Here is a 25,888-nt window from a genome sequence, read left to right on the forward strand (position 1 = left end):
TCAAGCAAAGATGACGCCCATCCTCTGACTTAAAAAGCACCCAGAAACAGCTCATTAAACTTACAGGTTGACCACTTTTCGGAGCGCTATTACGATATTCGTAATTCAATTACAAAAAAATACTCAAAATGACCACTCTTCAATATCTCTCAGGCTTTGCCAACGAGTTCAGCAGTGAAGCACTTCCCGGCGCACTGCCTGTTGGCCAGAATTCGCCGCAAAAAGTGCCATACGGTCTGTACAGCGAACTGCTTTCTGGCACCGCATTCACGGTGCCCCGGACAGAAGCGCGGCGTACCTGGATGTATCGCATCAAGCCGTCGGCCAATCACCCGGCATTCAAGCGACTTGAACAACAGCTACCAAACAGCCAGCTAGGGCCTGTCTCGCCGAATCGCCTGCGCTGGAATCCGTTTGAGCTGCCGGGCGAACCCACTGACTTCATCGCAGGTTTGCAGCTTATGGCCGCAACCGAGGCGGCCGATAAAGCCAGCGGCGTCAGCGTTTACCTGTACGGCGCCAACTGCTCGATGCAGCGAGTGCTGATGAACGCAGACGGCGAGTGGTTATTCGTGCCGCAGCAAGGCCGTTTACGCCTGGTAACGGAGTTGGGCGTTGTGCAGGTGGAGCCGCTGGAGATCGCGGTAATCCCACGCGGGATGAAGTTCCGTGTCGAACTGCTCGACGCCACTGCTCGCGGCTACCTGTGTGAAAACCACGGGTGCGCCCTGCGCCTGCCTGATCTGGGCCCTATTGGCAGTAACGGCCTGGCCAATCCACGGGACTTCCTGACGCCAGTCGCGCACTTTGAAAACATCGACCAACCCACGCAGTTGGTGCAAAAGTTTCTCGGCGAACTGTGGGCAACCGAACTGGATCACTCGCCACTCGATGTAGTGGCCTGGCACGGTAATAACGTGCCGTACAAATATGACCTGCGCCGCTTCAACACCATCGGCACCGTGAGTTTCGATCACCCGGACCCGTCAATTTTCACCGTACTCACCTCTCCCGGCGTAACGCCCGGGCAGGCCAATATGGACTTTGTGATTTTCCCGCCGCGCTGGATGGTCGCCGAAAATACGTTCCGGCCACCGTGGTTCCACCGCAACCTGATGAACGAGATGATGGGGTTGATCCAGGGCAGCTACGATGCCAAAGCCGAGGGTTTCAGCGCCGGTGGTGTATCGCTGCACAATTGCATGAGTGCCCATGGCCCGGACAACACCACCACAACGCAAGCCATTGCGGCAGACTTGAAGCCGCACAAGCTGGAAAACACCATGGCTTTCATGTTCGAAACCTGCAGTGTTTTGCGGCCCACCCGCTTCGCGCTGGAAGCGCCGCAACTGCAAAGCAATTACGACGACTGCTGGGCCCACATGGCGAAAACCTTCAACCCTGAGCAACCTTAAACGGTTGTGTATCAAGCCTGGCCTTGCGTGATCCAGACCGGCTCGCGCAAGGCCTTGGCCAGCGCATTGAGCGGCAGTGCTTCGAAATGCCGCATTTTGTGCCCCAGTTCGCTACCTATATGCCCCAATTCGAGGCAAAGCTGTCCTTTCAGTCAGAATCAATGCCCTCCACCCGCCAAATCTGGGCGGATATAAAACCCTGCGCAATTATTTTTCCTTTTAACAACAACAGTTTGTTTGGCTGGCGATATAAAATTAGCTTATCTGGCGCTAATTTTGCTTTAGACCCAGCAGCCTGACCCAATAGACAGGTTTAACAACGATAATTCTGCACACCAGGAGCAACACCGAATGATGCGTACACTCTCCACCATGATTTTGGCCGGCGGGCTTCTGGCGGGCGGCCAGGCAGCAGTTGCGGGCGACTTACTGCAATGGCAAAACAACAGCCTCACCTATCTGTACGGCGAAAACTTCAAAGTAGACCCGGACACTCAGCAAACGCTGACTTTTGAGCATGCCAGTGGTTGGAGCGTGGGCGACCTGTTCTTCTTCGTAGACGGCATTACTTTCAATGACGGCGAAAACGCCGTGGGCGACTCGAAGACCTTCTACGGCGAACTTTCTCCTCGCCTGTCGATGGGCAAGCTGTTCAACAGCAAGATTCAGTTTGGTCCGGTAACAGACGTCCTACTTGCGATGACGTACGAGTTTGGCGAAGACGACACTGAGTCTTACCTGATCGGTCCAGCCGTTGATCTGGCGATCCCGGGCTTCGATTACTTCCAGTTGAACACTTATCTGCGCACCACTGACGGCAAGCGCGATGGTGATAACGTCTGGCAGATTACGCCGGTCTGGAGCTACACCATTCCGGTTGGCAACTCCGACATCCTGTTCGACGGCTTCATGGACTGGGTTGTGGACAACGACGACTCCTACCACGCCAACCTGCACTTCAACCCACAGATCAAATACGACATGGGTAAAGCGCTCAGCTGGGGCGAGAAGCAGCTGTACGTGGGTATCGAGTACGACTACTGGAAAGACAAGTACGGTATCGACAACGACGGTTTCGTTGGCAGTGAAATCCTCGACGGCACCAACCAAAGCGCGACCAACTTCATCGTAAAAGCGCACTTCTAAGTAAGTCCGGCCACAGGCCAACGCTGCCTTGAGTGCAGGTTGGCCCGTGGCTCTCAAAGACCACCCAAACGATCTAGCCTCACCCGACTTTCGAGGCATCCTTGCAGCCCCTCGTTTGTGTTTAGATGGTGCCCTCATCTGTGCACCGTTTATATTCGAGAGCTGCCCATGACTGCGCGTACCTTCCTGCTGACCGCACTGGCGATGCTTGCATTTGCCGGTAACTCGCTGCTCTGTCGCCTGGCGTTAAAAGCCACAACCATCGACGCTGCTACCTTCACCAGTGTGCGCCTGCTCTGCGGCGCGCTGACTTTATGGCTGTTGCTGCAATGGCGCAGCAGCGGCAAAACCGCTGCCGGAAGCTGGGCAGGCGCTGTTTCGCTGTTCATCTATGCGGCCGCGTTCTCGTTCGCCTATATCAGTCTCGACACCGGCGTCGGGGCGCTGCTGCTATTTGGTGCTGTGCAGGTCAGCATGATTGTTTACGGTTTTTACAGCGGCGAACGTTTCAACAAGCTCACCAGCTGTGGCCTGATTCTGGCACTGGCCGGTTTGCTCGTCCTGCTCTTGCCAGGCGCCAAGGCACCCGCACTCGGCGGTGCGCTGCTGATGTTATTGGCCGGTGTTGCCTGGGGCGCGTATTCCTTACTAGGGCGCAAAGTTGCCGACCCGCTGGCCGCAACAGCCGGTAATTTTATTCGCGCCGTGCCGCTGGCCCTGCTGCTCAGCCTGATACTCATCAGCCGAACCCAATGGGACGCCAGCGGTCTGTTCTATGCGGCGCTCTCCGGCGCGCTGACCTCAGGCGTGGGTTACGCCATCTGGTACACAGCCCTGAACGGGCTCAAATCCATTCAAGCCGCCACCGTACAACTCAGCGTGCCGATCTTGGCGGCGCTGGCAGGCAGCCTGGTACTGGGAGAAGCGCTGAGCCTTCGCCTGTTAATAAGCTCGGTGGCCGTGCTTGGCGGCATTGCGCTGGTACTCTCGGCCAAACAACGCGCAGCGTAGGGCCGGTTTGCCTGACTAACGCGCAATACCGCGCATACAACAGCCGCGCCCGCTAGACTCAAGGCTCATTACTGCAAGGAATTCTGCCCATGGTACGCGCCATTACATTGCTGCAACGCGCCCTGTTCACCGCTCTGCTACTCAGCCTTGCGGCGTGCAGCACGCTGGGCATGCGCGACCCGCTGAAGATTAATCTGGTGGGCGTCGAACCTCTGCAAGGCCAAGGCCTTGAGGTGCGTTTCGCGGTCAAATTGCGCGTCCAGAACCCCAACGATTCAGTGATCGACTACAACGGTATTGCCCTTGATCTTGAAGTGAACAATCAGCCGCTGGCCAGCGGTGTAAGCAACCAAAGTGGGCAAGTGCCAGGCTTTGGCGAAGCGGTGATCAGCGTTCCAGTGACCATTTCTGCATTCTCGGCAATGCGCCAGGCCATGGGCGCTACCGGCTTCAAGCCCGAGCAGGGATTGCCGTACAAATTAAGCGGCAAGCTTGCAGGCGGGCTGTTCGGCACGGTGCGTTTCAGCGACACGGGCACACTTGATCTGCCGGCGCCCACAACTGCTTACTGAGCCGCAGGCTGGCCGAGCATCACCTGATTTCGGCCATTATTCTTGCCGGCATAAAGCGCCTCGTCAGCGCGAGCGATTGCGCTGTCCAAACCTTCATGAGGCTGAAGTTCCACCACACCAAGGGTCAGCGTCAGGCCCACATCATGGCCATTCAGGCGCAGGGCATTGCGCGACACTTCAACGCGTATTCGCTCGGCCAACTGCCGGGCTCCCTGAAGATCGGTAACCGGCAGCATGATCAAAAACTCTTCGCCGCCCCACCGACAGCAACTGTCGCCGTCGCGAGCGATCTGCATAATCGTCTGGCTGACATGCAATAAAGCCTGATCGCCGAACTGGTGACCGTAACGGTCATTGATCAGTTTGAAATGATCGATATCCGCCAGAATCATCGACAGCGCCGAATGCTTCTCAAAGCTGTGATCCAACTCATCCGCGGCCACCTCAGCCATGCGCCTGCGGTTGATCATGCCGGTTAACGGATCATAAGCGGCCATGTGTTCCAGCTTGGAGTTCATGCCCGCCACAACCATAAAGTGGCGCATCACAAACAGCGAAATAACACTAAACGCACTGGCAAGATTCAGCAGCCGCAGACACTCGAGAGCCTGCGCTGAAATATCCGGGTCTGGAGCTGTGCGCTGCTCCAGCGCCAACATTTGCAGCATCAGTAACACGCACAGCACAACCTTGTGCCAGATGCGAATTCGGCCACTGAAGGCGACCAGAGGGGTCATCGCAAAAAGCAGATAGTGAAAGCCCGCACGGGCGCCAAATTGAGTGCAATACACGCTCAACTGTATGCCGAAGGCCAATATCAGCAACGCCAAACCGCCGATAAATACCGGGAAAGAGCGACGATTGATGACCAGCAGATAAAGCGGTGCCTGAACCAGAATGAGCAGCGCGCTGAAGGCCCACCAACGGCTGCCGTAAGACAGGAACAGGGAAAGGTGAAGCAGATTGATCACACTGAGAATTACAATTCCCCAGCGCACCAGCGAACGAAACGAGCGGCGGATGAACACGGTGTCGTACGGATCATCTTGCCTGGATTCTGGGTTTGACTGCATATGCGGTACATCCCTGTACGAAACAACCCAATAACTACAAAGCCTACAACAATAGGCCACACCGCCCAGCTTCCTGCTGCGCAGTGGCACATCCGGCTTCTTGCAAGGCCATCGGTCGCGGCTGGCAAGCCGATGGATCAGCCACGCTGTCGCAACGCTATAAAGCGCTCGGCATGACTATTCACAGGGTAGCTGAAAGCGCTTCAATACGGCTGTTTGAGCTTCAGTCAGCAACCTAACACAGCTCACTTTAAGGGAGAGGACAGGGTTGTCAAATTGCTCAATATACATAGTAAGGATGTTTTACAGAGCAAATCGGCCTAATAGCTTTACACAAGCTTTACACGAACTTACGGATAATTACCGAGTTTAGGCGTTCAATATTGTTGTGCGGTATTAGCCGCAATTTTTGCAGGAGTACTCCTTATGATTGGCCGACTTCCCTTACTCTTGGCCGGCATACTCAGCTTGGCCGTTGCAGGTCAGGCCTCAGCCCATGGCCATAATGATGGCGTGATTGCCGGTGCGGTGGTTGGTGCAGTGATTGGTGGGGCAATAGTTGCTAACAGCCGTTATCAGCCGGCGCCGGTGTATGTGCAACCCGCACCGCAGCCGGTGTATTACCCGCCTCAACCGGTTTACTACTCACCGCCGCCACCGGTTTACTATCAGCCAGCACCGGTGTACTACCGCCAGACGCGCGTAATCGTAGCGCCGCGCTATCGCTATTACGGAGGCGGCTACCATCACGGCGGCGGCCATGGTCACGGCCACGGCGGCCACCATCGTTAAGCCAACCAAGCCCCGCTCAATGCGGGGCTTTTTGCATGTGCCCCGGCGAAAGCTAAATCCCTATATAATGCAGGTCTTTAGCCCACCTTTGAGGACTCACCGTGAGCACTTTGCCAGCCTGCCCAAAATGTAATTCCGAATACACCTATCAGGATGGCTTGATGCTGATGTGCCCGGAATGTGCCCATGAGTGGGCAGCGGACGGCAGTGATGAAGCGGCCGCAGACGACGCCAAGGTAATCAAAGACTCGGTCGGCAACACCCTTGAGGACGGCGATACCGTCACGGTCATCAAGGACCTCAAGGTCAAAGGCTCATCGCTGGTGGTGAAGGTTGGCACCAAGGTCAAAGGCATCCGCCTGTGTGATGGCGACCATGATATCGACTGCAAGATCGATGGCATTGGCGCCATGAAACTCAAGTCCGAGTTTGTCCGCAAAGTTTAATCCTCCCCCGCCAATCTCGCCCTGCAACTGGGCGAGCGGCTTCAGCGCAGGAGCTTCTACAAGCCCGCTTCGCGCCCTGTCGGCCAGCCGTTTTCAGTGCATGCTATGGTTGTAGGATCAGCCAATGATCCGAGACAGAGCCAATGCGCGTGATGTTGTTCAGTTTGCTTGTGGGTTTAAGCACCTCGACACTCGCCGAGACTTGGCGGGTGGTTGGTAGCGAACAGTTCGCGCCCTACAGCTACACCACCGCGACTGACAGTGAACCGCAAGGTCTGGATGTCGATTTAGTCCGTGCCGTGCTGGATGAGGCCGGTATTGAATACCATCTGCGATTGTACCCGTGGCAGCGGGCTAAAAAGATGCTGGAGACCGGCGAGGCAGAGATGGCATTCGTGTTTGCCGGAACGGCCGAGCGCCAGCGTCAATACCAGCTGATTGGGCCTATTCGTGAGGGCTCGACACGCTTCATGAGCCGCCGTGATTTCGCCCTTGAAGACTGGCAGAGCCTCGCGGATTTGGCGCCCTACGTGATTGGCCAGGTGCTGGGCTACGCCTACGAAACTGCATTCGACAACGCCGCGCTCAAGCGTGACGAAACGGCCCAGCAACCCGGCCAGTTGGTCTCAATGCTGTTAGCTAAACGGATCGAACTGATTGTTGGCGATAGCTTGCAGTTACAGTACCTGGCACGCCAGCAACATGGCAGCGAACACGTACGGATGTTGCCCACTCCCCTGGTGAAAATGCCGCGTTATGTTGCCTTTGGCAAAAATGATTTGCACCGTGCCAAGCAGTTCAATGCCGCGCTGGAAAAGCTGAGAGACACTGGCGAACTGGACGCTATAGTTGAGCGCTGGAGACAGCAAATTAGATTGCCTCAACCCAACTCGATTGAAGTTGAGCCCGAACCTGCCCTTGAACATCAGAGTTGATCATGCGCATTGCCACATTCGTATTTGCCATTACCTGCCTGCTCGGCCTCAGCGCCTGTGGCCTCGGCGAAACTGCAGCCACCGCCAGCCTGCAGGCCAAACAGGCCGAGCAGGCGCAGCAGCAGATGAAACAACTTAAAGAGCAGGTTGACCTCGCCAATCAGGCCAGCAACCAACGCCTCAACGAGGCCATGAAACAAAGCCAATAGCACGCACGCGCGAGCTCTAGAACTCAAGCAGTTTGAATCCGGCATCGGCCTTTTTCAGCAGCGCTTGTTGGTCGCCAGACTGGTTCCACTTGCTGCGGCCATCCAGCTCCGCACTCTTGTGAAACAACAGCAGCATGCTGCCGACCACCTTGAAGTTGGTCGGGTCGATAGCCATCTTTTTGCCCTCAGTCAGGCTGAATGCACAAAAGGCGCCGTAGTGCGGAACATAGTGCGCCGGATTGCCATTGAACAACGCAACCTGCTCAGGGGATGTCAGGTAATAGGTTTGGTCTTTGTACTCGGCCTGAAACTTTTCACTACCAAGCTCCGCCTTGTTCTTAGTGAAATATGAAACCGGGCTGTAGCCGCCAATGGCAGGCGTTGCAGCCTGCACCTGGCTACAAAACAGGAACGCGCCAACCAGCAGGACCTGAACGGTCCGTAAAAGCGTGTGGGTACGAGACATAAGCTAACCATCCTTAGTGAGCATTGAGAAAACCGGCGCCACCATCCGTGGGCGCATCCTGACTGCACTCTAACATCGCAGCTCGGCGCTGTGGGGCCTGCTGGATTGACCTGAACGTCTGCGCGCGACCCGCAGATCAAAATCGTTCATAGCCAAACAGCGAATTTCAAATTACCTTGAATACAAACCAATCAGGGAAGAACGATGGCCAACAAAACCCCACAATCCGCCCAGCAAACTCATCTTGCCGTACTCATCGACGCCGATAATGCGCCGGCTGCGATTGTTGAAGGTCTGTTTGAAGAGATTGCCAAATACGGCATTGCCAGCGTCAAGCGCATCTACGGCGACTGGACGCTGCCCAATCTCGGCAGCTGGAAGAAAGTCCTGCTTGATCACTCGATCCAGCCCATCCAGCAGTTCGCCTACACCAAAGGCAAAAATGCGACGGACAGCTCGCTGATCATCGATGCGATGGACCTGCTCTACACCCGCCGTTTTGACGGCTTTTGCCTGGTCTCCAGCGACAGTGATTTCACTCGGCTGGCAGCACGCCTGCGCGAAGAAGGCCTGACTGTTTATGGCTTCGGCGAAGAGAAAACGCCCTCACCTTTTGTGTCCGCCTGCGACAAGTTCATCTACACCGAAATACTGCGCGCCGACGCAAAAGAGCATGACAAGCAAGCCCAGGACTCGGCTGATGACGCCCACCCGGAACCCGCCAAACAGCCGTCGCAGCGCAAAAACCAGAAAGCCCCGGTCGAGTTTATTGGCAAGGTTATCGATGACATTGATGACGAAGACGGCTGGGTGCAACTGGGCGCACTCGGCTCAAACATCACCAAGCTACGCCCGGCGTTCGATGCTCGCCTCTATGGCTTCAAAAAGCTCAGCGACCTGATCAGAGCCAACCCGCAGCGCTTCGAGTTGCAAACAAAGGCCGTCAGCTCCACCGGCGGCGAAGCACTTTATGTACGCAACAGAAAAGCAGCGAGATAGTGGTATACAGCAGGTGTGAGTGGTCAAAACGGTACTGCAACAGGCATGCGAAACTGCACTCAATTTGAACACCCGATTGTGTTCGGCCTGACCCGTTATTTTCAGTCGGCTTGACCACCGGTTACATCGGACTTGACCGGCACACTTCGTAATCCTGACCGGCAGAGAATGGTCGGTTTTGACCGGTCGAGACAGGCAGTAACCGGCAAAAACCGGTCACTCGAAATTGGTCACGAAAGCAGAGCCGGACTAGTAACTCAGCCTCTCCTTACACAGGTAAGCCATGCATCATACTGTGTCCGCCACTGTCGTACTCTGAAAGTTGAGCAGGCCAGAAAGTGAATATGACCCTGCGCGCAGAGAATTTAACTACTGCGGTACGGCTGCAATCACCGAGATTTCTACCAGCAACTCCGGGCTGGCCATTTTAGCCTCTACGCAGGCACGCGCAGGGGCGAAGCCTGCTGGAACCCAGCTGTCCCATACACTGTTCATCTCGGCGAACAGGCTCATATCTTTCAGGTAGATGGTGGCTGACAGCAGCTGCTCACGATTGCTGCCGACCGACGCCAGCAGCGCATCGACCTTGGCCAGCATGGTGCGGGTTTGCTCCTGAATGCCGCTGCTACGATCTTCAGCGACCTGGCCGCATAAATAAGCGGTCTGGTTATGCACCACGACTCGGCTCATCCGCGCGGCTGTTTCGTATCGGCTAATGCTCATCACTTGTCCTATTGGTTTTTCATGTTGAAATGACACGCTACTGCTTGTCCCCGTGGCTCACCAGAGAAGCCAGTTCACCCAGGCAAAGAGGTTTTATCGGCGCGCGGATCGTGTAATAACCTACTTGGTCGATGGCGACATTGCGCTCGGCGGCGATGATCTGCGCCACGGTGAGACCGCACATGCGGCCCTGACAGGGGCCCATTCCGGCACGACTAAACGCCTTGGTCTGATTTGGACCGCTACAGCCAAGCCCCACAAAACGGCGGATATCGCCGGCACTGACCTCCTCGCAACGACATACGATGGTTTCATCGACCGGCAGCAGGAACTCGACAGCCGGTTGGTAAAGCACATCTAGAAACGGCCGGATAACCATTAACCTATTCAGGGTCTGACGCACCGGCCGTGCCAGCATGTCCCGTTCAGCGCTGCCGAGGCGCCCCTGCTGGCAGGCAACTTGCCAGGCCGTCAGACGCCCGAAGTGCTCTGCAGCCAGTGCGCCTCCTATCCCGGCGGAGTCGCCAGCGACGAAGACACCGCCGATCGAGGTTTCGCCCCAGGAATCGGTCTGCGGATGCCAGCATTGCTGTTGTTCGTGCCATAAATGCCGAGCATCCATGGCACGGGTCAATTGCACATTTGGTACCACGCCCTGATGCACCAGAAGTGACTTGCAGTTGATAACGCGGCTATGGCCTCGCTGCTGAAAGTGCACTTGCGCCACGCGGCCGCTGCTGTCAGCGTCGGCGCTCAGCTTCGTCACCCCACTGAGCATGTTGATACCAGCCTTGCGCAGCGAAACCAGATAGCCGAGGCCCTTGAACAGCATACGCCACCCCCGTAGCGCGCCGAGCCCATGGCGCAATGCTTTGAAGTAGTTGGATGACGGCGTGGTATCGAGCACTGCGCTGATCGACACTCCGGCCTTATGCAGCTGCCAGGCAATCAACAACAACAACGGACCACTGCCTGCCAATACAAGCGGGCCTGGCGGGGTCAGGGCGCTGCTCTTCAACAGAATCTGCGCGGCGCCACAGCTCATCACACCGGGCAGTGTCCAGCCAGGGAAGGGAACCGGCCGTTCCTGTGCGCCGGTGGCCAGCAAGATTTTCGCCGCACGTAAGGTGCGACTATGTCCGCCGATGGACACACTGAGTACGCGCTCCGAGCTGATGTCCCAGACCGTGGTCGAACTAAAGTAATCGATCTGTGTATGCTGCAGCGCATCCACCAGTTTGCGCCCGTAATAGTAATCGGGGCCCAGCACTCGGGTGTCGGCCGGAGCAGGCTTGCCTACGCTGCGGTAGATCTGCCCACCCGGGGCGGCTTGTTCGTCAAGCAAGGCGACATCTAGGCCATGCTGACAGGCCGTAGTCGCGGCGGCCATCCCGGCGGGTCCGGCGCCGACTACGACCAAGTCATATATTCGCTCGCTCACGAGTACATCTCCTGCTCTGCCATCGAGAGGTATCTGGCGCCGGTCTGCGGAAGGATTTTCATACCCTCAGCCACCAGCGTCATGCAGCCCTGCACATTGGGGACGCCATCGACCTCCACTAGGCACTCGAAGCACACACCCATCATGCAGTATGGCGCGCGCGAGCTGCCGGACAGCGGAGTTGTGCGTGAAGGAATCATGCCCGCGGCCAGCACTGCTGCGGCCACTGTATCTCCCGCTCGGGCATTGAATGTCGCGCCATCGATCTCTACCAGCACCGTGCCACCGTCTTCATTTGCCAAGCGTTTAAACATCAAATCGTGCTGCACGGAACACCTCCAAAGAAAAGGCTTCAGGTTTGCCTGCTATCCAGTCGGCGATCGGTCCTGAATGAGCGGCACCAAGGGTGACACCGCTATGGCAGGTCACTAGAAATGCCCCGGGGCAGACACGCGACTCTTCATATATTGGATACCCATCCGGGGTCATCACCCGCAATGCGCCCCAGGCGCGAACCATGCGTACGTTTTCCAGCAGCGGAAACATCCGCGTTGCCCGATGAGCAATCTGTGCCATCACCTCGGTAGTGGTGCCGCTGTTGAAGCCGACGTCTTCCTTGGAGTCGCCCAGCTGCATGGTGCCGTCCCCTGTCTGGCGCACATGACCGGTGGGATAATGGAGAAACGGCTGTATGCGTTCGGTGATCAAAATCTGTCCGCGGTTGGGCTGGACCGGGGCCGACAGCCCCAGTTGGGGGGCCAGTACCTTATTGCCGAGACCGGCAGCCAGCACCACCTTTGCAGAGTTCCAGCGGTCATGCCCGGCCACTACGCTAAAGCCACCGTCCTGCTGACGGATCTCGCCGATGGAGGCATTGCTGAGCAACTTACCGCCCCGGGCGATAAAAGCCTCGGCCAAGGCCCGCAATAGCAGTAACGGATTCAAATGACCGTCCTCCAGCCCCAATGTAGCGCCGGCAACATGGGGGCCGATCGCGGGCACAAGAGCTTTGAGTTGTGCATGGTCAAGCACCTTGAACGGGTAATCGCCGCCAGCCTGCTCGCGCATAGCACAAAGCATGCGCTGGCGTTGTTCCAGTTCGGCGTCGTCCAGGCAAATCAGCAGCCCGCCTTGCTGGGAAAGTTGAACATCGATGCCGGTGAAGGACTCAAGCTCTTGGGCAAAGTCTCCCCACAAACGCGCCGACAAACGTGACAACTGGGCGTATTCGGGACAGGTATCGCCCTTGCCCTGCACCCATACCAGGCCGAAGTTTCCCCGAGAAGCGCGCAGGGCGATGTCGCCCTCATCCAGCACGGTGACCTTCAAGCCATTGCGGATAAGGCCTAGCGCAATGGCTAGGCCAACGAGTCCGCCGCCGATCACGGTGACATCCGTTTCGCGACAGTCTGCCCGTAAGCGAACCGACATGGCCTACTCCTTTTGAAAATATTGAGGTTGCAGGCATAGGACCTGCTGGATGAAAGCGGCAAGGCCGTCCCGGACGTTTATATTTCGGGGGCCTTGCTCAGCCAGGCTCAGTCCTTCAATGCTGCCTTGAGCACCTTCTCGGCCCACTCTTTGCCGATGTCATCGATGATTTCAGGCCATACATTGGTACGGACTTTCCTCACCGTAGCTTCAAGCTCCGCCTCGGACACGTCGACAATGGTGGCACCTGCTTCAGCTAGCAGTTGCTCGTTGGCGGCCTGGTCAGCTTGGGCGGTCAGCCAACGACGGTTTTCAAACTCCAGAGCAACCTTATCTAGCGCCGCTTGTTGCGCTGGATCGAGGTCGTCATAACGCTCCTGATTGAGCAGCAAATACCACACTTCGAAATGGGTATTTGATGGTACGTAGTACTTAGTCACATCACGGAAGGAGGAGTAATAACCCTCGGCACCCGAGCCCATCACCCCATCAACCACACCCGTTTGCACGGCGGTAAAAGCCTCAGAGAGCGGCAGTGGCGAAGCAATGTAGCCCACCTGATTCGCCAACAGTTGGAAGGTTTTGATGGGTGGCACGCGCAGCTTGATGCCCTTAATGGCATTCGGATCGCCAGCACCCTGCACTTCGCGGTTCAGCGCGATTCCGCCGAAATATACCGGCCAAGCGCCCATCACCTTGATGCCTTGTTCTTTATACAGCTCGGCAACAGTTTCACGCAGTGGCGTGCCCGGACCGAACACCTCCCGTGCCTCTTGCCAGTTTTTTACCATGTAGGGCATGTAAATAATCTGGAAGCGTTTGTCTGCGCCGGAGGCTGGCGGTTGAACCGCCATGTCGATAGCGCCGAGGCCCACACGCTCTTGCACCACGGTGTAATCACCTAGAGCATTGGCGGCGTATATCTTGACTTTAATCTTGTTGTCGGTCGCTTTCTGGACATTTTCGGCGAACCATTTGACTTCATTATCAATGACAGTGCCCTGAGGGCGGACATGAGAAAGCTTCAAAGTTTCGGCCTGAATCAAGCCGGTAGTCGCGAGCGTAAGAGCCAGCGCGAGGGCGGATTTTTTTACGAGTGCTAGGTTCACTTTAAGTTTCCTTGTTGTTCGAAGGCCTGAATAGGGAAATCAGTAACCAAACAGCCTAGGGATATATTCGGAAAGGTCGGGCCATGCAGCGACTAGAACTACGACCGGTAAGTAACCGAATAGTAAAATCAACATGGCGGGTTTAACGACATCAGTGAATTTCACTTTGCCAATACGAGCGCCCAAATAGAGGATGCTGGCGTAAGGGGGCGTAACGCCTCCCATCGCAGTGTTCACCCCAACAATCGCGGCGAATTGGATCGGACTGACGTCCAGAGCGATCATCAGTGGCAAAAGCAATGGCGCGGTCAGGATAATGGCGGTGATGTCATTCACTACCATGCCGATCAAGAACAGGAACAACGTCACCAAAATCAGCAGCGTAGTTTTGTCAGACGTGATTTCGAAAATAGCGGCCACCAACGCTTGCGGAATCTCTTCCATGACGTAGATCTGGCTGAGCATTAAGCTGAACAGGATCATGATCATGATGGAGCCAACGGCAGTGGCCGACTCCTTGCCTGACTCAATAAACGCGCGCCAGGTCAGTCCCTTGTAGATCATGAAACCGACAGGTAAGGCGTAGATAACCGCGACGGCGGCCGCCTCCGTAGGGGTCATAATCCCACCATATATCCCGCCTAGGATGATCACCGGCATGATCAATGCTGGCAGGGCATTCACTGTGCGCGACATGCCTTCCTTGAAAAGGTCGGGCATGGACATGGATTCATCGAGCACCAGCTTGAACTTACGCGACATCACTAGGTTGACCACGGCAATGTTGAACATAATCAGCAGGCCAGGGCCCAAGGTGGCGAGGAAGCTAGCCAGGATTGAGGTTTCTGTGACCCAGCCGTAGACGATCATGGTTACGCTCGGCGGGATCAATAAACCGAGAATCGAGGAGTTGGCGATCAAGGCTGTGGCATAGGCCCGTGGGTAGCCTTTACGCTCCATTTCGGGGATCAACAGCGGTCCAATGGCTGCAATGCCAGTGAGGCCACTGCCGGAGATCGCACCGATAATTGCGCAACTGACAGTCGCCACCACACCGAGACCACCGCGGATCCGGCCAACAAATATATTGACGAACTTCAGCAGACTGGCCGCAATGCCACTGACACTCATGATGGTCCCGGCAAACACAAACAGAGGGATAGCCAGTAGCACCGGATTGGTCAGTTGGTTAAAGCCCCAAAGCATCATACCTTTCATGGTGGCATCACCGACGAGCACCATGATCATCAGCCCAGCGCCGAAGCAGTAAGGTAGCGGCACCCCAAGGCTGAGCAGAATAATCAGCAGGGCAAAACCGAGCAGCGCGACTTCAATCATGGCGGTTTCCTTCTTGTTTTTCGGTCAGCACCTGGAACTCAGCAACTTCGGTCGTTTCTGGGTAGTCATGGCTTATTGGCGCGTTCAGTGCGGCGCCGCCGTTGAACAGCACGCGAAGGTTTTTATAGAGGTGCATGCAGACGTATAACGTCATCAGCAGCAGGCCGAGAAACAGCGAACATTCATAAATGAACGTTGGTAAGTAGAGGGTGGGGGTTTCCTTCCATACCCTAAATGCGTAGCGGAAGTAATCCCATGCCCACCAGGTCAGCCAAGCGGAAATAATGATACTGAGGGATTCAGAGATGACCATCAGAAGGCGTCGCGCCTTTTCGGTGTCGAGAAAAATCTCCAGCACGTTGGCACGTATCTGTGTGTCTTCCCGCGACGCGTTAACACTGCCGAGGATGTACAGCCACATGATTGGGATGATCGATACCTCTTCTAGCCCCATGACTGGAGTTTCAAAGACGTATCGGGTGATTACCTGCACGAATTGGAAGCCTGCAACAGTGCTGATTAGCAATGCCAGCGCATACCGGAAGAACGTCTCCATTTTTTCTCTCTTGTTGGACGTTTGTGATGCAGATTTTGCTTGGCCAACTTGATAACATCAAATCGTTTATTATTTGCACTAGATAACAAAATATTATGATCTTGCTTCACATCAATCGTGCTTTAAGGCCCCAAAGTCGTTTGGAGGGTATGTGGCGAAATTAAGTCATCGGCAGGCCGAGGCCTTCCGTGCGGTGATGATCGCCGGCACTATTACCGGCGCAGCAGAGATTCTTTGCGTATCTCAACCGGCCGTGAGCCGACTGCTGGCGGACTTCGAGGATGCCGTTCAACTCAGGCTGTTCGAACGTCACAAGAAACGTCTCACGCCAACGCCAGAGGCTTTGATTCTGTTCGAAGAAGTGGAAAAATCCTTCGTAGGTATCGAGAAGTTGGCCAGAACCGCCGATGAGCTGCGCGGCTATCATCGCGGCTCCTTGAGGATCGCAGCCATGCCAGCTGTGTCCATAGGCTTCCTGCCTAATGTGGTCCAGAACTTCATCAGCGATCACCGCGGCGTTTCAGTGACCCTGCAGGTCCGCAGTTCGCAGCAGGTCGCCGACTGGATCGCTACCCAGCATTACGATGTCGGCATAGTCGCTACTAACGTCTCCGACCCCGCCCTTGAGGTACAACTGCTGGCCGACTGCCGCATGGTCTGCGCACTGCCTGTCGGTCACCGGCTTGCTGATAAGTCGGTGATCACACCCGAGGACTTGCGAGACGAGCCCTTCATTTCACTAGGCACTGAACAAAGCGTGCGCTACAAGATCGATGAGGTGTTCAATCGCGCAGAGGTAAACCGTCAGCTAATTGTGGACACGCAACTATGCTACGTGGCGTGCTCATTCGTACTGGCAGGCAGCGGCGTCACCCTCGTTGACCCACTGACAGCCCTACACTTTGCGCCGCAAGGCTTGGTGGTAAAACGGTTCGAGCCGAGGATTAGTTTCGTTTTCAACGTTCTGTATCCAGGACAAAGAGCGAAATCGCAAATGACCCTTGATTTTACCGACACGCTGCGTTTCAAGCTGGCGCAGTTGGCAGAGTCTTCGTCCGGTTTATTAGACTTCGAGGCACCACCACACGACCAAGGTGGGAGCACTTGATTCGACATGAGTTAGGCCATCTGAATCAGCTCTATTACGGTGACCGCCTTCAAATCTCTTTTTTGCTAGTTCAAATATGTCCGCCAACTACTGCAAAGTGTCGATTTCAGCCGATCACGACAGGCAGTTTTAGCCGGCTGCTGCCAGCCATGGACACGACCCATTCTGCTCAAGTCCTGAGCACAGGATTACTCAGACCGAATGCAATCAGTCGGTCAACTCTGTGCAATTCCCCAATGCAAAAAGCCCAGTCATCGGACTGGGCTTTTTGGTTCCCGCGAAGCGAGTTAAGCGTTAGCCGTTGCTTGGGAAAGCAAACGATGCGGCCTCGTGGGTCGCGCGTTGTGGCCAGCGCTGAGTGATGGCTTTGCGACGGGTGTAGAAACGCACACCGTCCGGGCCGTAAGCATGCAGGTCGCCGAACAGCGAGCGCTTCCAGCCGCCGAAGCTGTGGTAGGCAACCGGTACTGGCAGCGGCACGTTGACGCCGACCATGCCGACTTCGATCTCGTCGCAGAACAGGCGTGCAGACTCACCGTCGCGGGTGAAGATGCAGGTGCCGTTGCCGTACTCGTGATCGTTGATCAGTTGCATGGCTTCTTCGAGGCTGTTGACGCGCACGACACAGAGTACCGGGCCAAAGATTTCTTCTTTGTAGATGCTCATTTCCGGGGTTACGCGGTCGAACAGGCAGCCACCGAGGAAGAAGCCTTTTTCGTTACCGGCAACGCTCAGGCCACGGCCATCGACAACCAGTTCAGCGCCAGCAGCAACGCCAGCATCCACATAACCCTGAACCTTGTCACGGTGCGCGCCCGTAACCAGTGGGCCCATGTCCAGGCCGCAGGAAGTGCCGGCACCGATTTTCAGTGCCTTGATCTGCGGCTTGAGCTTTTCGATCATCGCATCGGCAATCTGATCGCCCACGCACACGGCAACGGAGATGGCCATGCAGCGCTCGCCACACGAACCATAAGCGGCGCCCATCAACGCGCTGACCGCGTTATCAAGGTCGGCATCCGGCATCAGCACCGCGTGGTTTTTAGCGCCGCCCAATGCTTGTACGCGCTTGCCGCGCTTGGTGCCTTCGGCGTAGATGTACTCGGCAATCGGGGTTGAACCAACAAAGCTCAGGGCTTTGACTTCCGGGGCTTCGATCAACGCATCCACAGCTTCTTTGTCGCCGTGCACAACGTTAAGTACGCCTTTCGGCAAACCGGCTTCCTGAAGCAGTTGCGCGATGTACAGCGTCGAGCTTGGGTCACGCTCTGAAGGCTTGAGGATGAAGCAGTTACCGCAGACGATGGCCAGCGGATACATCCACAGAGGCACCATCGCCGGGAAGTTGAACGGGGTAATGCCGGCAACCACGCCCACCGGCTGGAAGTCGCTCCAGGCGTCGATGTTCGGGCCGACGTTGCGGCTGTACTCACCCTTGAGAATTTCAGGTGCTGCGCAGGCAAACTCGACGTTTTCGATACCGCGCTTCAGCTCACCGGCGGCGTCTTCGAGGGTTTTGCCGTGCTCTTCGCTGATCAGCTTGGAGATTTCAGCTTCGTGCTGCTCAAGCAGTTGCTTGAAGCGGAACATGATCTGCGCGCGCTTGGCCGCCGGGGTATTGCGCCAGGCCGGGAATGCAGTTTTGGCCGAGTCGATAGCCTGCTGCACGGTGGCAGTGTCCGCCAATGCAACCTTGTGGATAGCGTCGCCAGTCGACGGGTTGAACACGTCGGCGCTGCGACCGGTTCCAGCGACTGACTCGCCATGGATCAGGTGATTGATAGTGCCCATGAGACTCTCCATTTAATTGTCTGTGCGATGGCGGCAGTTGTGCCCGGCCATCCGAATTTTCTGCTTAGCGGCGACAAGCCTATGGCCTATCACCTTCTGATTCAGCGAGCGGTTTTGATCTCGGTTTCGACAAACACCACTTCATGCTCACTGGCGTTGACCACATTGTGCTTAACGCCGGCGCTGCGAAAATAAGCCTGCCCGGCAACCAGGGTCGCGTACTTGTCGCCCTCGGGTGTTTCCAGCAACAGGGTGCCCGCGGTCATGGGCACCACGACATAGTCGTAACCGTGGCAGTGCAGCCCGGTCTCGGTGCCCGGCGCAAAGCGCCATTCAGTAACGATAACTTGCTCGTTATCGACCTGCACCGTGGCCACGGCCTGAGCCCGGCCGCCCATTAGTCGATGCTCTGCAGGGCTTGGCCGACTGCGTCGAATACGCGGTCAAGGTCTTCGGCCTTGGCATTGAAGGTTGGCCCAAACTGCAGGGTATCGCCACCAAAGCGTACATAGAAACCGGCTTTCCACAGCGCCATGCCCGCCTCGAACGGACGAATCACTGCATCGCCATCACGCGGGGCCAGCTGGATTGCACCGGCCAGACCGCAGTTACGAATGTCGATGATGTGCTTGGCACCTTTCAGGCCATGCAGCGCATTGGCGAAGTGCGGCTCGATCTCGGCAGCTTGCTGCACCAGGTTTTCACGCTTGAGCAGTTCCAGCGAAGCCAGACCCGCGGCGCAGGCAACCGGGTGCGCCGAGTAGGTGTAACCGTGGCTGAACTCGACCATGTGCTCTGGGGATGGCTGGTTCATGAAGGTCTGGTAAATCTCTTTCGAGGCAATCACCGCGCCCAGTGGCACCGCGCCGTTGGTGATCTGCTTGGCGGTGTTCATGATGTCCGGCGTGACACCGAAGTACTCAGCGCCAGTCCACTTGCCCATGCGGCCGAAAGCGGTAATAACTTCGTCGAAAATCAGCAGGATGTTGTGCTGGGTGCAGATTTCGCGCAGGCGCTGCAGGTAGCCAACCGGTGGCACGATGACACCGGCCGAGCCAGACATCGGCTCAACGATGACCGCCGCGATGTTCGACGCGTCGTGCAGTTCAATCAGCTTGAGCAATTCGTTGGCCAGCTCAACGCCACCCGTCTCAGCCATGCCCTTGGTGTAAGCCATGCCGGCTTGCAGGGTGTGCGGCAGATGATCGACGTCCATGAACTGGCCGTACATTTTACGGTTGCCGTTGATCCCGCCGAGGCTGGTACCGGCAATGTTCACACCGTGATAGCCACGTGCGCGGCCGATGAATTTGGTCTTGGCCGGCTGGCCTTTCAGGCGCCAGTAAGCCTTGGCCATTTTCACGGCCGTATCGGCGCACTCAGAACCCGAACTGGTGAAGAACACATGGTCCAGACCTTCCGGCGTCAGCTCAGCCAGTTGTTCGGCAAGCTGGAACGACAGCGGATGGCCATACTGAAAGCCCGGCGAGTAATCGAGGGTGCCCAACTGCTTGGCCACCGCTTCCTGAATTTCCTTGCGCGAGTGACCCGCACCACATGTCCACAAACCCGAAAGGCTGTCGTAGATCTTGCGACCCTGATCATCCTTCAACCAGCTGCCTTCGGCAGACACGATAAAACGCGGGTCACGGTGGAAGTTGCGGTTAGCGGAGAACGGCATCCAGTGAGCGTCCAGCTTGAGCTGGCTGGCGATTGATGGCGTAGCAGTCTGGGGCATATTCATGGTGCAGCCTCGCGAGGAAGACAATGTTCTTGTTGAAGGACTCTTGCCAGTAAAGGTGCCACGCGGATAAAGTCAGTAAAACCAAACTCTTCTTATCTTTAGTTAAGCGCATACTAAACAATGAGCACACGCCGCCCCGAACCGTTGGCCCAAGTCAGTGATTTTGATATCCGCCTGCTGAAACTGTTCCGCAGCGTGGTCGATTGCGGCGGCTTTTCTGCCGCAGAAAGTGTGCTGGGCATCGGTCGTTCGGCGATCAGCCAACAGATGAGTGACCTCGAACAACGCCTCGGCTTTCGCCTGTGTCAACGCGGGCGCGCCGGGTTTGCGCTGACCGAAGAAGGTCGCGAAGTTTTCCGCTCGACCGAGCAGCTATTGGCGGCGCTCGAGAGTTTCCGTACCGAGGTCAATGGCCTGCACCAAAACCTGCGCGGCGAGCTGAATATCGGCCTCACCGATAACCTGGTAACGGTACCGCACATGCGCATTACCCACGCCCTCGCCCGCCTCAAGGAGCGCGGCCCGGATGTGCGCATACACATTCGCATGACCCCGCCCAGTGAGGTCGAACAGGGTGTGCTCGACGGTCGCCTGCACATTGGCGTGGTGCCGCAGGCCAGCTCGTTGTCCGGCCTTGAATATCAACCGCTGTATGAAGAGCGTTCCCTGCTGTACTGCGCGGTCGGCCACCCGCTGTTTTACGTGGACGACACCAAACTCGACGACGAGCGCCTGAATGCGCAAGACGCCATTGCTCCGACCTTCCGCTTACCGCCAGACATTCAGGGCCACTACCAACAACTCAATTGCACCGCCAGCGCCTCGGATCGCGAGGGCATGGCCTTCCTGATTCTGACCGGACGCTATATCGGCTACCTGCCCGACCATTACGCAGCGCCTTGGGTGCAGCAAGGCCGGTTGCGCGCGCTCAAGGCCGACTCGCGCTTCTATGAACTCAATCTGGCGGCGGTAACCCGCAAAGGCCGGCGTCCGCACCTGGTACTCGAAAGCTTTCTTGAAGTGCTCGACGAAACCAGCAACCTGAGCTGAGCCACGCCGTATCAAGCCGATAAAAATCGCAGAACAGTTCTTGGTAACAACCCGTAACAACCAAGCCGTTAGATCGGCGCAGCGGGATGCGCGGGTCTATGCTCGAGGGGTTATTGTTTAACCCTGACCCTCGCACGTTTTCATCGCCAAGGAGGCGCCATGCCCAGTCGTCGTCGATTTATCCAGAACAGCGCTACCCTGCTCGGGCTCGCGGCCTGCAACCCGCTGTTGAGCAACGCCGTATTTGCCGACGACCTGAGCCAACTGCTGAAACGTGAAATTCCCTCCTCTGGCGAAAAGCTGCCGGTCATTGGCCTTGGCACTTCGCGCACATTCGATGTCGGCCTGGACGATGCCAGCCTCAAAGAGCTGGACGGCGTGATGCGTACATTCATCAACGGCGGCGCCAAGCTGATTGATACCGCCCCCAGTTACGGCAATTCCGAGGCGGCCACGGGTTCTTTGCTCAAGCGAACCGGCACGCACGGCAAGGCGTTTCTGGCGACCAAGATTTCCGCCACTGGCCGTGACCAAGGGCTTGCTCAGTTCCAGCACAGCCAGAAGGTGCTCCACCGCCAAACCATCGACTTGCTCCAAGTGCATAACTTGCGCGACACCAACACCCAACTCAAGCTGATGCGCGAACTCAAGGAGCAAGGTCTGGTGCGCTACATCGGCGTAACCCATTATCTGGACTCGGCTCACGACGATTTGCTTGCGGTGCTGGCGCGCGAGAAGCTCGACTTCGTCCAGTTCAACTACTCACTGGGTGAGCGCAATGCCGAGAAGCGCCTGCTGCCGTATTGCGCCGATAACGGCATCGCCACACTGATCAACCGGCCGTTCATGCGCGGTGAATTGCTAGGGCGGATCAAAGGCCAGCCGTTACCGGAATGGGCGATTGAAGTCGATGCCACTTCATGGGCGCAACTGTTGCTCAAGTTCATTCTTTCCAACCCTGCCGCAACCGTGGTGATACCGGCCACATCAACGCCGCGTTACATGGCCGACAACATCAAGGCCGGTATGGGCCGACTGCCAGATGAGCGCAATCGCCAGCGAATTATTCAGGCGTTTTCCTGATTCGCAGGCCGGATAGATGATTAACGCGGCGCCGCGACTGGCCAAGGCAATTAACGCCGAGGCCAATGAGCTGGTGGCGGCCTTGTGCGGTTTCAGCCTGTTTCTCTGCCTGTTCTGCGGCTATTTCATGCTTCGCCCAATCCGCGAAACCATGGGCATCGTCGGCGGTGTGGATAACTTGCAGTGGCTGTTCAGCGCCACATTCGTGCTGATGCTGATCGCCGTGCCGCTATTCGCCTGGCTCAACTCTAACGTGCCGCGTGAGCGTTACATCGACTGGGTCTACGCATTTTTCATCAGCAATCTGCTGATCTTCGCCAGCTTATTCAGCCAGCTGCAACACGATGTGTGGCTAGCCCGCAGCTTTTACGTCTGGCTGTCGGTCTACAACCTGTTCGTGGTCTCCGTGGCATGGAGCCTGATGAGCGATGTGTTCGACAGCCAGCAAGCCAAGCGGTTGTTTGCCTTTATCGCCGCCGGTGCCAGTTGCGGTGGTTTACTCGGCCCGGCATTAGGCGCGTTGCTGATCGGCTGGCTCGGCGAGAGTGGCTTGATGCTCTGCGCCGCAACCTTGCTGGCCATCGCGCTGTTGGCCAAGCGTTACCTGATGAACTGGCGCAGCCAGGGCGGCGCCGGTCGCCCCGGCGCTGTGAGCGATGAAAGCCCGAAACGCCCGGTTCTCGGCAATCCTTTCAGCGGTTTTAGCCTGGTCGCCCGCTCGCCGTATCTGTTGGCGATCAGCGTATTTGTGATTCTTTTGGCGACAGCCAGTACGTTTTTGTACATCGAGCAGGCGCGACTGGTCGCCGAAACATTCCCCACCCGCGAGCAGCAAGTGCGGGTGTTTGGCTTGATCGACTTCACCGTGCAGGCGTTATCACTGATCGCGCAGCTGTTCATCACCGGGCGCATCGCACAAAGCTTCGGCATTCGCGCGCTGCTCGCCGGCGTACCTTTGCTGGTGTGTCTGGGCTTTATCGGTCTGGCTCTGGCGCCTACTTTCGCCATGCTTGCCGCCCTGATGATTGTGCGCAGAGTAGGTGAATACGCCTGCGTGCGGCCGGGCCGTGAAATGCTCTTTGCACCGCTCGATGCGCAAACCAAGTACAAGGCCAAGAACTTCATCGACACCGTGGTTTACCGCGCCGGCGATGCGGCCAGCGCCTGGGCCAAGACCCTGATCGACAGCCTGAGTAACGGCGTGTGGGTTGCAGCAATAGCAGGTGCAGTCTGCGCTGCCATTTGGGCCGCACTCGGTTGGTACTTGGGCGGCCAACGCGAGCAAATCAAACCGCGCGGTGATGAACACAGCGTTTAAGGATCGGGCACCGGCAGACGAGTTGACGACAGCTCCAGCCGATCAGGCAGCGCTCGGTTGGCAATCCGCGAGCGTCGCTTGCTGCTAAGTCCAAGCTGGGCTCAATCTGGCACAAGCGCTCAAAACCAAGCCTTTGCGCTGCGCACCAAGCGACAAAAGCGTGCGTCGCCATCGCAACGCGCACCAGTAAAGTGCGTTTTTCACCGGCAAGTTCGGCTGGCTATTTTTTTCTGACTGCAGAGCTTGTCACGCCCGCGGCACTGGGGTATCTCTGCACTCGTTGCCAGAAAAAAGCGAACCCGTCATGACCTTTGAAGTTCCAGCGCACAGAACGAATACCCCGGGCAAACCCGCAGGCCGGATTCGTCAGAAAAACGAGGAAGCCATCATTCTTGCAGCCGAAGAAGAATTTGCGCGCCATGGTTTCAAAGGCACCAGCATGAATACCATCGCGCAGAATGTCGGCCTGCCAAAAGCCAACCTGCATTACTACTTCAACAACAAGCTCGGCCTGTATCTGGCCGTACTCAGCAATATCCTCGAACTCTGGGACAGCACCTTCAACAGCCTCACGGTTGATGATGATCCGGCACTGGCACTGAGCCGTTACATTCGCGCCAAAATGGAATTCTCGCGGCGTTATCCGAAGGCCTCGCGGATTTTTGCGATGGAGGTGATCAGCGGCGGCGAGTACCTCTCGCAATACTTCGATCAGGACTATCTGGTCTGGTTCAAAGGCCGTGCGCAGGTATTCGAGGCGTGGATAGCCGCTGGCAAAATGGACCCGGTAGATCCGGTTCACCTGATATTTTTGCTCTGGAGCAGCACGCAACACTACGCGGACTTCGCCTCGCAGGTGTGCCGCGTGACCGGTCGCAGCAAGCTCACCAAGCAGGACTTCGACAGCGCCACGCAAAACCTTATCACCATTATTCTCAAGGGCTGCGGCCTCAAGCCAACTGCCGAGTGACACTCAACGCCCATGCCTTTCACCCTGCTCCAGCCTTGCGAGTACAGCGAGGAAATCCGTAAAAGCCGCTTCGTTGCCTACGCCGCCCCCGTCACCAGCGCCGAACAGGCGCAAGCGTTTATCAGCCAGCACAGCGATGCCAGCGCCTCGCATAACTGCTGGGCCTGGAAGGTCGGCCAGCAATATCGTTTCAGTGACGACGGCGAGCCCGGCGGAACTGCAGGCCGGCCCATTCTCAGCGCAATTGAAGGCCAGGATTGCGATCAGGTCGCAGTGCTGGTGATTCGCTGGTACGGCGGCATTCAGCTTGGTACTGGCGGCCTCGCCCGCGCCTACGGCGGCAGCGCGAACAAATGCCTGCAGGCCGCCGAGCGCAAGGAGTTGGTCAAGCGCACGCAGTGCAGTTGCCATTGTCACTTCAGCGAACTGGCGCTATTCAAATCCCGCCTGCAGGATGACCCGGACTTCGTACTGGAAAGCGAAACATTCAATGCCGAAGGCGCCACCCTGCAACTGGCCGTGGTCGATGCCCGCATCGATGAACTGGCTATACTGCTGGCTGATATCAGCCGAGGTCGCGCAGTTCTGCAACGCCAATGAAACCCTGCCTGTTGCTGTTGCTCGTTTTCGCCCTGCCCCTGCGCGCAGAGGTACAGCAGCAACTTGAGCAAACACCCTACATTGCCTGGGGCACGAGCCAGCCAACGCTCGGCGCCGTGCTGCGTGGCGCTACGCCGATTACGTTTGGCGGGCAGCGCTTCATCGGATATACCCGCTGGGACATCAGTTGGCGTTTCTTTTGGTATCAGCAAAGCAACGGCCGCTGCCAGCTACGCCATCCCGTGACCCGCCTGAACGCACAAATGACCCTGCCCGATCTGCGTGGCGGCAACAGCCAGATACATGCTCAATTTGACCAATACTTACGCGCGCTGAAACGACATGAAATGGGCCATTACGCCATCGCTCAGGCCGCCGCCAGCGCCATCGACGAGCGCCTGCGAACGCTGCCCGAACAAGTCGATTGCAACACTTTGCAGCGGGTGGCCAATGAACAGGCGCAAGGCATTCTTGAGCACTACAGGCAACAGGAATTCGACTACGACCTGCAAACCGGACATGGCACATCGCAGGGCGCGGTACTGCCTGACTGACGCGTGAA

The 25,888-nt window shown here is 57.0% G+C and carries 28 protein-coding genes; 16 read left to right on the forward strand and 12 right to left on the reverse strand.

What is annotated here, in order from left to right; genetic code table 11:
• Window positions 1-128: 128 nt before the first annotated feature.
• The 4 genes from hmgA (at window position 129) to BM395_RS04220 (ending at window position 4,144) form a co-directional block, all read left to right on the forward strand.
• Window positions 129-1,415: a homogentisate 1,2-dioxygenase gene (gene hmgA / locus BM395_RS04205; RefSeq protein ID WP_170860546.1), complete on the forward strand. Its 1,287-nt coding sequence runs from the start codon at window positions 129-131 to the stop codon at window positions 1,413-1,415.
• 354 nt (window positions 1,416-1,769) lie between these two features.
• Window positions 1,770-2,561: an outer membrane protein OmpK gene (locus BM395_RS04210; protein ID WP_212633013.1), complete on the forward strand. Its 792-nt coding sequence runs from the start codon at window positions 1,770-1,772 to the stop codon at window positions 2,559-2,561.
• A gap of 168 nt (window positions 2,562-2,729) precedes the next feature.
• The gene (locus BM395_RS04215) at window positions 2,730-3,572 is read left to right on the forward strand and encodes a DMT family transporter (protein ID WP_090509044.1); all 843 of its coding nucleotides are present in this window, start codon (window positions 2,730-2,732) and stop codon (window positions 3,570-3,572) included.
• An 89-nt stretch (window positions 3,573-3,661) separates the two neighbouring features.
• Window positions 3,662-4,144 carry an LEA/WHy family protein gene (locus BM395_RS04220; protein WP_090509045.1) on the forward strand — a complete coding sequence of 161 codons (483 nt, stop codon included), beginning with the start codon at window positions 3,662-3,664 and terminating at the stop codon, window positions 4,142-4,144.
• Here the strand turns inward: BM395_RS04220 and BM395_RS04225 are convergent.
• Window positions 4,138-5,217 (reverse strand): GGDEF domain-containing protein, encoded by a 1,080-nt coding sequence (locus BM395_RS04225; protein WP_090509047.1) that lies wholly within the window; start codon window positions 5,215-5,217, stop codon window positions 4,138-4,140. The two genes, BM395_RS04220 and BM395_RS04225, sit on opposite strands and share 7 nt — an antisense overlap.
• A 426-nt stretch (window positions 5,218-5,643) precedes the next feature.
• On the opposite strand from BM395_RS04225, the gene BM395_RS04230 reads away from it, so the two are divergent.
• The 4 genes from BM395_RS04230 to BM395_RS04245 all read left to right on the forward strand — a co-directional run bounded on the left by BM395_RS04230 (window position 5,644) and on the right by BM395_RS04245 (window position 7,599).
• On the forward strand, window positions 5,644-6,009 hold the full coding sequence (locus BM395_RS04230) for a hypothetical protein (RefSeq protein ID WP_090509049.1): 366 nt from the start codon (window positions 5,644-5,646) through the stop codon (window positions 6,007-6,009).
• A 101-nt stretch (window positions 6,010-6,110) separates the two neighbouring features.
• Complete coding sequence (locus BM395_RS04235; RefSeq protein ID WP_069899622.1) at window positions 6,111-6,455, forward strand: zinc ribbon domain-containing protein YjdM; 345 nt, start codon at window positions 6,111-6,113, stop codon at window positions 6,453-6,455.
• Window positions 6,456-6,598: 143 nt separating this feature from the next.
• Window positions 6,599-7,390, forward strand: coding sequence for a substrate-binding periplasmic protein (locus BM395_RS04240; RefSeq protein WP_090509051.1), 792 nt, complete (start codon window positions 6,599-6,601; stop codon window positions 7,388-7,390).
• A gap of 2 nt (window positions 7,391-7,392) precedes the next feature.
• Entirely contained in the window at window positions 7,393-7,599 is a 207-nt protein-coding gene (locus BM395_RS04245; protein ID WP_090509053.1) for a hypothetical protein, read from the forward strand.
• Window positions 7,600-7,615: 16 nt separating this feature from the next.
• On the opposite strand, the gene BM395_RS04250 is transcribed toward BM395_RS04245, so the two are convergent.
• Window positions 7,616-8,065: a YHS domain-containing (seleno)protein gene (locus tag BM395_RS04250; protein WP_090509055.1), complete on the reverse strand. Its 450-nt coding sequence runs from the start codon at window positions 8,063-8,065 to the stop codon at window positions 7,616-7,618.
• Window positions 8,066-8,269: 204 nt separating this feature from the next.
• Here BM395_RS04250 and BM395_RS04255 point away from each other — a divergent pair, with 204 nt between their 5' ends.
• Window positions 8,270-9,064 (forward strand): NYN domain-containing protein, encoded by a 795-nt coding sequence (locus BM395_RS04255; RefSeq protein ID WP_090509057.1) that lies wholly within the window; start codon window positions 8,270-8,272, stop codon window positions 9,062-9,064.
• A gap of 369 nt (window positions 9,065-9,433) precedes the next feature.
• On the opposite strand, the gene BM395_RS04260 is transcribed toward BM395_RS04255, so the two are convergent.
• From BM395_RS04260 to BM395_RS04290, 7 genes are all read right to left on the reverse strand, one after another.
• Window positions 9,434-9,787 carry a RidA family protein gene (locus BM395_RS04260; RefSeq protein WP_090509059.1) on the reverse strand — a complete coding sequence of 118 codons (354 nt, stop codon included), beginning with the start codon at window positions 9,785-9,787 and terminating at the stop codon, window positions 9,434-9,436.
• A gap of 37 nt (window positions 9,788-9,824) precedes the next feature.
• Window positions 9,825-11,228: an FAD/NAD(P)-dependent oxidoreductase gene (locus BM395_RS04265; protein WP_090509061.1), complete on the reverse strand. Its 1,404-nt coding sequence runs from the start codon at window positions 11,226-11,228 to the stop codon at window positions 9,825-9,827.
• A complete protein-coding gene (locus BM395_RS04270) occupies window positions 11,225-11,542 on the reverse strand; it encodes a (2Fe-2S)-binding protein (protein WP_090509226.1) in 318 nt (105 codons plus the stop codon). Before BM395_RS04270 ends, BM395_RS04265 begins: the two co-directional genes overlap by 4 nt.
• Window positions 11,535-12,659, reverse strand: a complete 1,125-nt coding sequence (locus BM395_RS04275) for an NAD(P)/FAD-dependent oxidoreductase (RefSeq protein WP_090509063.1) — start codon at window positions 12,657-12,659, stop codon at window positions 11,535-11,537. Before BM395_RS04275 ends, BM395_RS04270 begins: the two co-directional genes overlap by 8 nt.
• 107 nt (window positions 12,660-12,766) lie before the next feature.
• A complete protein-coding gene (gene dctP, locus BM395_RS04280) occupies window positions 12,767-13,768 on the reverse strand; it encodes a TRAP transporter substrate-binding protein DctP (RefSeq protein ID WP_090509065.1) in 1,002 nt (333 codons plus the stop codon).
• 39 nt (window positions 13,769-13,807) lie between these two features.
• Window positions 13,808-15,106: a TRAP transporter large permease gene (locus BM395_RS04285; RefSeq protein ID WP_090509067.1), complete on the reverse strand. Its 1,299-nt coding sequence runs from the start codon at window positions 15,104-15,106 to the stop codon at window positions 13,808-13,810.
• Complete coding sequence (locus BM395_RS04290; RefSeq protein ID WP_090509070.1) at window positions 15,099-15,662, reverse strand: TRAP transporter small permease; 564 nt, start codon at window positions 15,660-15,662, stop codon at window positions 15,099-15,101. The genes BM395_RS04285 and BM395_RS04290 overlap by 8 nt, the downstream gene beginning before the upstream one ends.
• A 151-nt stretch (window positions 15,663-15,813) precedes the next feature.
• Here BM395_RS04290 and BM395_RS04295 point away from each other — a divergent pair, with 151 nt between their 5' ends.
• Window positions 15,814-16,770: a LysR family transcriptional regulator gene (locus BM395_RS04295; RefSeq protein WP_090509072.1), complete on the forward strand. Its 957-nt coding sequence runs from the start codon at window positions 15,814-15,816 to the stop codon at window positions 16,768-16,770.
• Window positions 16,771-17,064: 294 nt separating this feature from the next.
• Here BM395_RS04295 and BM395_RS04300 read toward each other — a convergent pair whose 3' ends face one another.
• The 3 genes from BM395_RS04300 to aptA form a co-directional block, all read right to left on the reverse strand.
• Entirely contained in the window at window positions 17,065-18,561 is a 1,497-nt protein-coding gene (locus BM395_RS04300; RefSeq protein ID WP_069899631.1) for a CoA-acylating methylmalonate-semialdehyde dehydrogenase, read from the reverse strand.
• 101 nt (window positions 18,562-18,662) lie between these two features.
• Complete coding sequence (locus BM395_RS04305; RefSeq protein ID WP_090509074.1) at window positions 18,663-18,959, reverse strand: cupin domain-containing protein; 297 nt, start codon at window positions 18,957-18,959, stop codon at window positions 18,663-18,665.
• Complete coding sequence (gene aptA, locus BM395_RS04310) at window positions 18,959-20,305, reverse strand: omega-aminotransferase AptA (protein WP_090509076.1); 1,347 nt, start codon at window positions 20,303-20,305, stop codon at window positions 18,959-18,961. Before aptA ends, BM395_RS04305 begins: the two co-directional genes overlap by 1 nt.
• Before the next feature lie 120 nt (window positions 20,306-20,425).
• Here aptA and BM395_RS04315 point away from each other — a divergent pair, with 120 nt between their 5' ends.
• From BM395_RS04315 to BM395_RS04340, 6 genes are all read left to right on the forward strand, one after another.
• Window positions 20,426-21,355, forward strand: coding sequence for a LysR family transcriptional regulator (locus BM395_RS04315; protein WP_090509078.1), 930 nt, complete (start codon window positions 20,426-20,428; stop codon window positions 21,353-21,355).
• A gap of 159 nt (window positions 21,356-21,514) precedes the next feature.
• Window positions 21,515-22,438: an aldo/keto reductase gene (locus tag BM395_RS04320; RefSeq protein ID WP_090509080.1), complete on the forward strand. Its 924-nt coding sequence runs from the start codon at window positions 21,515-21,517 to the stop codon at window positions 22,436-22,438.
• A 16-nt stretch (window positions 22,439-22,454) separates the two neighbouring features.
• Window positions 22,455-23,756 (forward strand): NTP/NDP exchange transporter, encoded by a 1,302-nt coding sequence (locus BM395_RS04325; RefSeq protein ID WP_090509082.1) that lies wholly within the window; start codon window positions 22,455-22,457, stop codon window positions 23,754-23,756.
• Window positions 23,757-24,060: 304 nt separating this feature from the next.
• Window positions 24,061-24,726: a TetR/AcrR family transcriptional regulator gene (locus tag BM395_RS04330; RefSeq protein ID WP_069899637.1), complete on the forward strand. Its 666-nt coding sequence runs from the start codon at window positions 24,061-24,063 to the stop codon at window positions 24,724-24,726.
• Between the two features lie 12 nt (window positions 24,727-24,738).
• A complete protein-coding gene (locus BM395_RS04335; protein ID WP_090509084.1) occupies window positions 24,739-25,326 on the forward strand; it encodes an IMPACT family protein in 588 nt (195 codons plus the stop codon).
• Entirely contained in the window at window positions 25,323-25,880 is a 558-nt protein-coding gene (locus BM395_RS04340) for a DUF922 domain-containing protein (protein WP_090509086.1), read from the forward strand. Before BM395_RS04335 ends, BM395_RS04340 begins: the two co-directional genes overlap by 4 nt.
• The last annotated feature ends 8 nt before the right edge of the window (window positions 25,881-25,888 follow it).

This window comes from Pseudomonas marincola (genome assembly GCF_900116605.1).
Taxonomy (GTDB): domain Bacteria; phylum Pseudomonadota; class Gammaproteobacteria; order Pseudomonadales; family Pseudomonadaceae; genus Aquipseudomonas; species Aquipseudomonas marincola.